Origin of the sequence: Streptomyces noursei (assembly GCF_001646665.1) — a bacterium.
Lineage (GTDB): Bacteria > Actinomycetota > Actinomycetes > Streptomycetales > Streptomycetaceae > Streptomyces > Streptomyces lavendulocolor.
This window is the reverse complement of sequence record NZ_LWBU01000101.1, coordinates 208,618-215,364: the sequence shown is the minus strand read 5'-3', so window position 1 is coordinate 215,364 and position 6,747 is coordinate 208,618. Positions and strand designations below refer to the sequence as shown.

The 6,747-nt window shown below is 69.1% G+C and carries 6 protein-coding genes; all 6 read left to right on the top strand.

Going from position 1 to position 6,747, the window contains the following annotated elements; translation table 11 throughout:
- Positions 1-151: 151 nt before the first annotated feature.
- The 6 genes from A4V12_RS10545 (at position 152) to A4V12_RS39915 (ending at position 6,742) form a co-directional block, all read left to right on the top strand.
- The gene (locus tag A4V12_RS10545) at positions 152-760 is read left to right on the top strand and encodes a CDP-alcohol phosphatidyltransferase family protein (RefSeq protein ID WP_064069000.1); all 609 of its coding nucleotides are present in this window, start codon (positions 152-154) and stop codon (positions 758-760) included.
- Positions 761-879: 119 nt separating this feature from the next.
- Positions 880-3,375 (top strand): mannose-1-phosphate guanyltransferase, encoded by a 2,496-nt coding sequence (locus A4V12_RS10540; protein ID WP_064068999.1) that lies wholly within the window; start codon positions 880-882, stop codon positions 3,373-3,375.
- 104 nt (positions 3,376-3,479) lie between these two features.
- Complete coding sequence (locus tag A4V12_RS10535) at positions 3,480-4,409, top strand: DUF881 domain-containing protein (protein ID WP_064068998.1); 930 nt, start codon at positions 3,480-3,482, stop codon at positions 4,407-4,409.
- The gene (locus A4V12_RS10530; RefSeq protein ID WP_064068997.1) at positions 4,406-4,738 is read left to right on the top strand and encodes a small basic family protein; all 333 of its coding nucleotides are present in this window, start codon (positions 4,406-4,408) and stop codon (positions 4,736-4,738) included. Before A4V12_RS10535 ends, A4V12_RS10530 begins: the two co-directional genes overlap by 4 nt.
- 5 nt (positions 4,739-4,743) lie before the next feature.
- Positions 4,744-5,628: a DUF881 domain-containing protein gene (locus tag A4V12_RS10525; protein WP_064068996.1), complete on the top strand. Its 885-nt coding sequence runs from the start codon at positions 4,744-4,746 to the stop codon at positions 5,626-5,628.
- Positions 5,629-5,800: 172 nt separating this feature from the next.
- A complete protein-coding gene (locus tag A4V12_RS39915; protein WP_079136959.1) occupies positions 5,801-6,742 on the top strand; it encodes an FHA domain-containing protein in 942 nt (313 codons plus the stop codon).
- The last annotated feature ends 5 nt before the right edge of the window (positions 6,743-6,747 follow it).

Sequence of the window (6,747 nt, the reverse complement as noted above, 5' to 3'; positions counted from 1 at the left end):
ACAATTTTTAGCCTCAGTCCCTGGACCTTGTGTCCGGGGACTGAGGCATTTTTGCGTTCCGGGGCCGGGGCCACACCCCTGTGCGCCGGCGGGGGCGGGCTGACGGTAAAGTCAGGGGGCATCGTTGGCACGTTTCCCAGGAGGCACCCGGGTGGAGGTTCAGGAGACTCGCGTTCAGACGGACCGGGTCCTCACCATCCCCAACATCCTGAGCATGGCTCGCCTCGCGGGTGTTCCGCTGTTCCTGTGGCTGATCCTCCGCCCCGAGTTCGGCGGTCCGAAGAGCGACGGCTGGGCGTTGCTCGTCCTCATGCTCAGCGGTGTCAGCGACTACCTCGACGGCAAGCTCGCGCGCCGCTGGAACCAGATCAGCAGCCTCGGGCGGCTCCTCGACCCGGCCGCCGACCGGCTCTACATCCTTTCCACACTGCTCGGTCTGACCTGGCGTGAGATCCTCCCCCTCTGGCTCACCGCGGCCCTTTTGGCCCGCGAACTGATGCTGCTGGTGATGGTGGGAATCCTCCGCCGGCACGGGTATCCACCGCCGCAGGTGAACTTCCTGGGGAAGGCGGCTACGTTCAACTTGATGTACGCCTTCCCGCTCCTCCTGCTCAGTGACGGCAGTGGATGGCTTGCGTCACTCGCTGAAGTTTTCGGGTGGGCGTTCGCCGGATGGGGTACAACTCTCTATTGGTGGGCAGGGATCCTGTATGTGGTCCAGGTCCGCCGACTTGTCAAGGCGGATACCGTGGCCGATTGAGCCCGTCTGTTCGGTGCCGTGTGGTGAGAGACAGTGCCCCGTGTTCGTTCTGGAGCACCGCTGTCACGGACGGGTGAAGTCGGCTTGACCGTCACTTCTGCAAGGAGGACGCTTCCGACATGAAGGCCGTCGTAATGGCCGGTGGCGAGGGAACCCGCCTTCGCCCCATGACCTCGAGCATGCCCAAGCCGCTCCTGCCGGTGGCCAACCGGCCGATCATGGAGCACGTGCTGCGGCTGCTCAAGAGGCACGGTCTCAATGAGACCGTGGTGACCGTGCAGTTCCTCGCCTCACTCGTGAAGAACTATTTCGGTGACGGCGAAGAGCTCGGCATGGAACTCACCTATGCCAACGAGGAGAAGCCACTCGGTACCGCGGGAAGTGTCAAGAATGCCGAAGAGGCGCTCAAGGACGACGCCTTCCTCGTCATTTCCGGTGACGCGCTCACCGATTTCGACCTGACCGACCTCATCGCGTTCCACAAGGAAAAGGGCGCGATGGTCACGGTGTGCCTGACGCGGGTGCCGAACCCCCTGGAGTTCGGCATCACCATCGTGGACGAGGAAGGCAAGGTGGAGCGCTTCCTGGAGAAGCCCACCTGGGGGCAGGTCTTCTCCGACACGGTCAACACCGGTATCTACGTCATGGAGCCCGAGGTCTTCGACTACGTCGAGGCGGACGTGCCCGTCGACTGGTCCGGCGATGTCTTCCCCCAGCTCATGAAGGAGGGCAAGCCGATCTACGGCTATGTCGCCGAGGGCTACTGGGAGGACGTCGGCACCCACGAGAGCTATGTGAAGGCCCAGGCCGACGTGCTCGAGGGCAAGGTCGACGTCGAACTCGACGGCTTCGAGATCTCGCCCGGAGTCTGGGTGGCGGAGGGTGCGGAGGTGCACCCGGACGCGGTGCTGCGCGGACCCCTCTACATCGGTGACTACGCCAAGGTCGAGGCCGGTGTGGAAATCCGGGAACACACCGTCGTCGGGTCCAACGTGGTCGTGAAGAGCGGTGCGTTCCTGCACAAGGCGGTCGTCCACGACAACGTCTACATCGGTCAGCACAGCAATCTCCGAGGCTGTGTGATCGGCAAGAACACCGACATCATGCGGGCCGCCCGGATCGAGGACGGGGCCGTCATCGGTGACGAGTGCCTCGTCGGTGAAGAATCGATCGTCCAGGGCAATGTCCGGGTATATCCGTTCAAGACCATCGAGGCCGGCGCCTTCGTCAACACCTCGGTGATCTGGGAGTCGCGGGGACAGGCGCACCTGTTCGGCGCGCGCGGGGTCTCCGGCATCCTCAACGTCGAGATCACGCCCGAACTGGCCGTCCGGCTGGCGGGCGCGTACGCCACGACGCTCAAGAAGGGCGCCACGGTCACCACGGCACGTGACCACTCCCGAGGTGCACGAGCACTCAAACGAGCCGTGATCTCGGCGCTCCAGGCCAGTGCCATCGACGTGCGCGACCTGGAGAACGTGCCGCTGCCCGTCGCCCGTCAGCAGACGGCCCGGGGCAGCGCCGGCGGCATCATGATCCGCACGACGCCGGGTGTTCCCGACTCGGTGGACATCATGTTCTTCGACGAGCGGGGCGCCGACCTGTCCCAGGCGGGGCAGCGCAAGCTCGACCGGGTGTTCGCGCGCCAGGAGTACCGGCGGGCGTTCCCTGGCGAGATCGGTGACCTGAGCTTCCCGTCGAGCGTGTTCGACTCGTACACCGGATCGCTGCTGCGGAACGTCGACACGACGGGCGTCGCGGACGCGGGACTCAAGGTCGTCGTCGACGCGTCGAACGGCAGCGCCGGCCTCGTCCTGCCCAGCCTGCTGGGCCGGCTCGGAGTGGACTCACTGACGATCAACCCCGGTCTGGACGAGTCGCGGCCCACCGAGTCCGCCGAGTCCCGCCGGGCCGGCCTCGTGCGGCTCGGCGAGATAGTGGCGTCGGCGCGTGCGGCGTTCGGCGTGCGTTTCGACACGGTCGGTGAGCGGCTGTCGCTCGTCGACGAGCGCGGCCGGATCATCGAGGACGACCGGGCGCTCCTGGTGATGCTGGACCTGGTGGCCGCCGAGCGGCGCAGCGGGCGTGTGGCGCTGCCGGTGACGACCACCCGGATCGCCGAGCAGGTCGCGGCGTACCACGGCACACAGGTGGACTGGACGACGACGTCTCCGGACGATCTGACCCGGGTCGGCCGCGAGGAGTCGACGATCTTCGGCGGTGACGGCCGTGGTGGCTTCATCGTTCCGGAGTTCAGCAGCGTCTTCGACGGCACGGCGGCGTTCGTGCGGCTGATCGGCCTGGTGGCGCGTACGCAGCTCACGCTGAGCCAGATCGACGCGCGCATTCCGCGGGCGCACGTGCTCAAGCGGGACCTCGCGACGCCGTGGGCCGTCAAGGGCCTGGTGATGCGCCGGGTCGTGGAGGCGGCCGGCGACCGGCACGTGGACACTACCGACGGTGTCCGGGTGGTGGAGGCCGACGGCCGGTGGGTGATGGTGCTGCCCGACCCGGCCGAGGCCGTCACCCATCTGTGGGCCGAGGGACCCGACGACGCGTCCGCGCAGGCACTGCTGGACGAGTGGGCCGCGGTGGTGGACAGCGCGGGCCGCTGACGCCCGCTGTGGAGCGGCAGAGCCGGGAGGTGCCCTGGGGCGCCTCCCGGCTCTTCGGTGGGGCCATTCGGCGGTAGCCCCCGCGACGTGCGACGATGTGCGGCATGTCGCAGCAGCCCCCCGTTCGGAGCACCGGCTCCCCGCCACCGCGTCCCGACGCGTCCATGTCGCTGCTGAACAACGTGATGGACCACGCGCTCGACGACGGCTACGCGGAGGCCTCGGCCCGCCGGGCCTCCGAGGGCGGCGGGCTGCCCCGTACGCTCCGCGCCAAACTGGGACTGGCCGCGGGGCTCGTCCTGGCCGCGCTCGTGGTGACCCTGGGAGCCGCGCAGGCGCAGATATCGGCACCGGTGGTGGCGAAGGAGCGCGAGGAGCTCATCGACCGCATCGAGTCGGAGACCTCGGCGGCGGACGGTCTCGAGAAGCGGATCGAGTCGCTGCGTACCGAGGTGGGGGAGCGGCAGCGCAAGGCGCTGGAGCAGCACGGCGGGGACCAGGGGCAGCTCGTCGCGCTCCTGTCGGGGGCGACGCCGGTCCGCGGGCCGGGCGTGAAGCTCGTCGTCGACGACGCCAAGGACACCGAAGAGGGTGGTGGCGGGCCGCGGGAGAGCAGCGGTTTCGCCGACACGGGCCGGGTCCGGGACCGGGACATGCAGCGGATCGTCAACGGTCTGTGGCAGGCCGGCGCGGAAGCCGTCGCGATCAACGGGCAGCGCCTGACCGCCCTGTCGGCGATCCGGGCGGCGGGCGACGCCATACTGGTCGACAACAAGCCGCTGGTACCGCCGTACACGGTCCTGGCGGTCGGGGACGGAAAAAAGCTGAGCACGACGTTCCAGGACAGCGCCGACGGGCAGTACCTGCACGTGCTGCAGGAGAACTTCGGTATCCGCACCAGCATTTCGGACCAGGGCGAGGTGCGTCTGCCGGCCGCGCCGAGCCTGATCGTACGTACAGCACAGCCGAGCGACGCCGGAGCCGGGACGGGTGACGGTCCGCGCACGGCAGAGACAGGGAAGGGCACATCTTGATCGCGGTACTGGGCCTCGTCGTGGGAGTCGTGGTCGGACTGTTCATCCGGCCCGAGGTGCCGGCGGTGGTGGAGCCCTATCTCCCGATCGCGGTCGTGGCCGCTCTGGACGCCGTCTTCGGTGGGCTGCGGGCCATGCTCGACGGGATCTTCGTGGACAAGGTCTTCGTCGTCTCCTTCCTGTCGAACGTCGTCGTGGCCGCGCTGATCGTGTTCCTCGGCGACAAGCTGGGTGTCGGCGCGCAGCTGTCCACCGGTGTGGTCGTCGTGCTCGGCATCCGGATCTTCTCCAACGCCGCCGCCATCCGGCGGCACGTGTTCCGGGCGTGAGGCCGATGAGCAACAACGAAGAGACACCCAAGCCGACTCCCGAGGAGTCCCCGGCCCCGGCTCCTGGCCCGGCTCCGGCTCCGGGCCCGCCTCCGCCGGCCGCCGCGAGCCCGGACCCCCCGGCCGCGGAGCCGGATCCGGCCCCCGGGCCCGAGACGCGTACGGCCGAGCCGACGGGCCGCCAGCGGCTGGTCGCCGGCCTGTGGCCGCCGCGCGTCACGCGGGCGCAACTCATCGTGGCGCTGCTGCTGTTCGGTCTCGGGCTGGGGCTGGCCATCCAGGTCCGTTCGACCAGCGACACCGGCGCCCTGCGCGGGGCGCGGCAGGAGGACCTGGTGCGCATCCTGGACGAGCTGGACGACCGCACGCAGCGCCTGGAGGACGAGAAGGCCCGCCTGGAGGCCCAGCGCACCGAGCTGGAGAACAGCTCCGACCAGGCGGAGGAGGCGCGCCGGCAGACCCTGGAGAAGGAGCGGCAACTGGGGATCCTGGCCGGTACCGTGGCCGCCCAGGGGCCCGGCATCACGCTCACCATCGACGACGGTGCGGGTGCGGTCGAGTCCGACATGCTGCTCGACGCGATCCAGGAGCTGAGGGCGGCGGGCGCGGAGGCGATCCAGGTCAACGGCGTCCGGGTGGTCGCCGACTCGTACTTCTCCGGTGACGCCGGGGACATAGAGGTGGACGGCCGGAAGATCAAGGCGCCGTACCGCTTCAAGGTCATCGGCAAGCCGCAGGACCTGGAGCCGGCGCTGAACATCCCCGGCGGTGTCGTGCAGACGCTGGAGAAGGAGCAGGCCACCGCCACCGTCACCCGGTCGCAGAAGATCGTCGTGGACGCCTTGCGACCGGCGGAGCGGCCTGACTACGCTCGGTCGTCATCGCAGTGAGGCGGGGGTGCATGGGGGTGACGCGGCAGGGGTCCGTCGTCGTTGGCGGGCCGTACCGGGGTGCGGGAGCGGGATCCGGTGTGCGCGGACGCACGGCGGGAACCGGAAGAGGGGTGCCGCGACGAGGGGTTGCGGGGGGTCGGCGCATCACATACGTGGTGCGTGATGGAAACTGTCCGGAGGATACGGACGTTGTGATGATGTCCGGGTCGGCAGGTGTGTTCATTCAGGGTTCGTCCTGCCCCACGGGCGGGTCTGTTTCGTTCAAGGGGAATCGCCCGTGAAGTTGTTTGCGAAGTTGTTCGGCAAGAGCGCACGCGAGGACGGCGGCAGCAGCGCCAGGCATCGCGCGCCGCGCCATGACCAGAGCGAGGAGCAGGGTGGCGAGCGCCCGCTCTTCCGTGACGAGGTTGCGCGCCCGGGTGGTGACATTCCGGGGGGTCAGGGCGCGTCTGTTGACCCTGCCGGTTCCGGCCGCATAGGTTTCGGGGACCCATCAACCTCGAGTGCGGGTGGAGGGTTTACGCCCGACCCGTACGCGACGAGTGCCCACGCGGGCCAGCCGCGGCAGGAGGATTCGTCCATGCCGGTGTGTACGAGGTGCGGACACCGCAACGCCGAGGCGAGCCGGTTCTGCTCCAACTGCGGTGCGCCGCTGCGCGGCGGTGTCCCGGCGGAGCGGGCGTCCGAGACGACGTCGACGATCTCGATCTCCGGCCTGGAGGCGTACGACTCCGAGGTCACCGGCCAGACGCAGCTGCCGTCGCTGTCTCCCGAGGCGCAGGCAGCCGTCGAGGCGCTGCCGCTGGGGTCGGCGCTGCTGGTGGTGCGGCGCGGTCCGAACTCGGGCAGCCGCTTCCTCCTGGACAGCGACCTGACCACGGCCGGCCGGCACCCGCAGAGCGACATCTTCCTGGACGACGTGACGGTGTCGCGCCGCCACGTGGAGTTCCGCAGGTCGCCCGACGGGAGCTTCACCGTGTCGGACGTCGGCAGCCTCAACGGCACCTACGTCAACCGTGAGCGGATCGACTCCGTTCCGCTGGCGAACGGCGACGAGGTGCAGATCGGCAAGTACCGGCTGGTCTTCTACGCGAGCCAGCGGGGCGTGTGACCCGG

Excerpts from the sequence above, each read along its gene's own strand:
- A4V12_RS10540 (WP_064068999.1), top strand. The coding sequence starts at position 880 with ATGAAGGCCGTCGTAATGGCCGGTGGCGAGGGAACCCGCCTTCGCCCC.
- A4V12_RS10535 (WP_064068998.1), top strand. The coding sequence starts at position 3,480 with ATGTCGCAGCAGCCCCCCGTTCGGAGCACCGGCTCCCCGCCACCGCGT.
- A4V12_RS10525 (WP_064068996.1), top strand. The coding sequence starts at position 4,744 with ATGAGCAACAACGAAGAGACACCCAAGCCGACTCCCGAGGAGTCCCCG.